We start from the raw sequence: 637 nt of genomic DNA, 5'->3' as shown, positions 1-637 counted from the left end.
GTATTCGGCTTATTGACTTGCTTACCAAGAAACGAAGCGACAGCAAGTGTTCACACAGATTGTTTGATAGAGCGATGAAAAGCAAGATATATTCAGAGAGTTTGGGACGTTGGAAACTGAATCCTAAAACCTGTCACCTGACTCCTGAATCCTACGGGTCTGTAGCTCAGGTGGTTAGAGCGCACCCCTGATAAGGGTGAGGTCGGTGGTTCAAGTCCACTCAGACCCACCACTTTCAGGTGATAGGTGACGGGTGACAGGTTTCAGAAATCTGTCTGGTCATTGAAATCTGGAGTGACGTAGGATGTAAAGTAAAGCGTGATAATTTTAGGCTGTAACCTGACACCTAAAACCTGTCACCTGAACGGGGATATAGCTCAGCTGGGAGAGCGCCTGCCTTGCACGCAGGAGGTCAGCGGTTCGATCCCGCTTATCTCCACCAAAAACTTGTTGTCATCATCATTGTTAAGTAAATTGTAGGGGCGTATTGCATACGCCCTAATAAAAACAGTTGATTTAACAATGATGATAGGCGAAAGCCGATAATCTTATTGTTCTTTAAAAATTTGGAAACAAGCTGAAAACTGAGAGATTTTCGAGTTAATTTAATCATATAAATTAACACAAGAAAGTCTGA

Annotated in this window: 1 protein-coding gene and 2 tRNA genes; 2 read left to right on the top strand and 1 reads right to left on the bottom strand. The window is 43.0% G+C overall.

Annotated elements, in window-relative coordinates; all coding sequences use genetic code 11:
- Positions 1–155: 155 nt before the first annotated feature.
- Together ACTG7X_RS11040 and ACTG7X_RS11035 are read left to right on the top strand one after the other, a co-directional pair.
- A tRNA-Ile gene (locus ACTG7X_RS11040) sits at positions 156–232 on the top strand.
- Between the two features lie 134 nt (positions 233–366).
- Positions 367–442 (top strand) — tRNA-Ala (locus ACTG7X_RS11035).
- On the opposite strand, the gene ACTG7X_RS11030 is transcribed toward ACTG7X_RS11035, so the two are convergent.
- Positions 431–637 (bottom strand): hypothetical protein (locus ACTG7X_RS11030; protein WP_439258492.1); only part of this gene is annotated, 207 nt, incomplete at its 5' end. The genes ACTG7X_RS11035 and ACTG7X_RS11030 overlap by 12 nt on opposite strands.

The organism is Lonepinella sp. BR2271 (genome assembly GCF_051851515.1).
GTDB lineage: Bacteria > Pseudomonadota > Gammaproteobacteria > Enterobacterales > Pasteurellaceae > Lonepinella.
The sequence above is the reverse complement of the archived record's forward strand: the minus strand, read 5'-3'. Positions and strand labels throughout refer to the sequence as shown.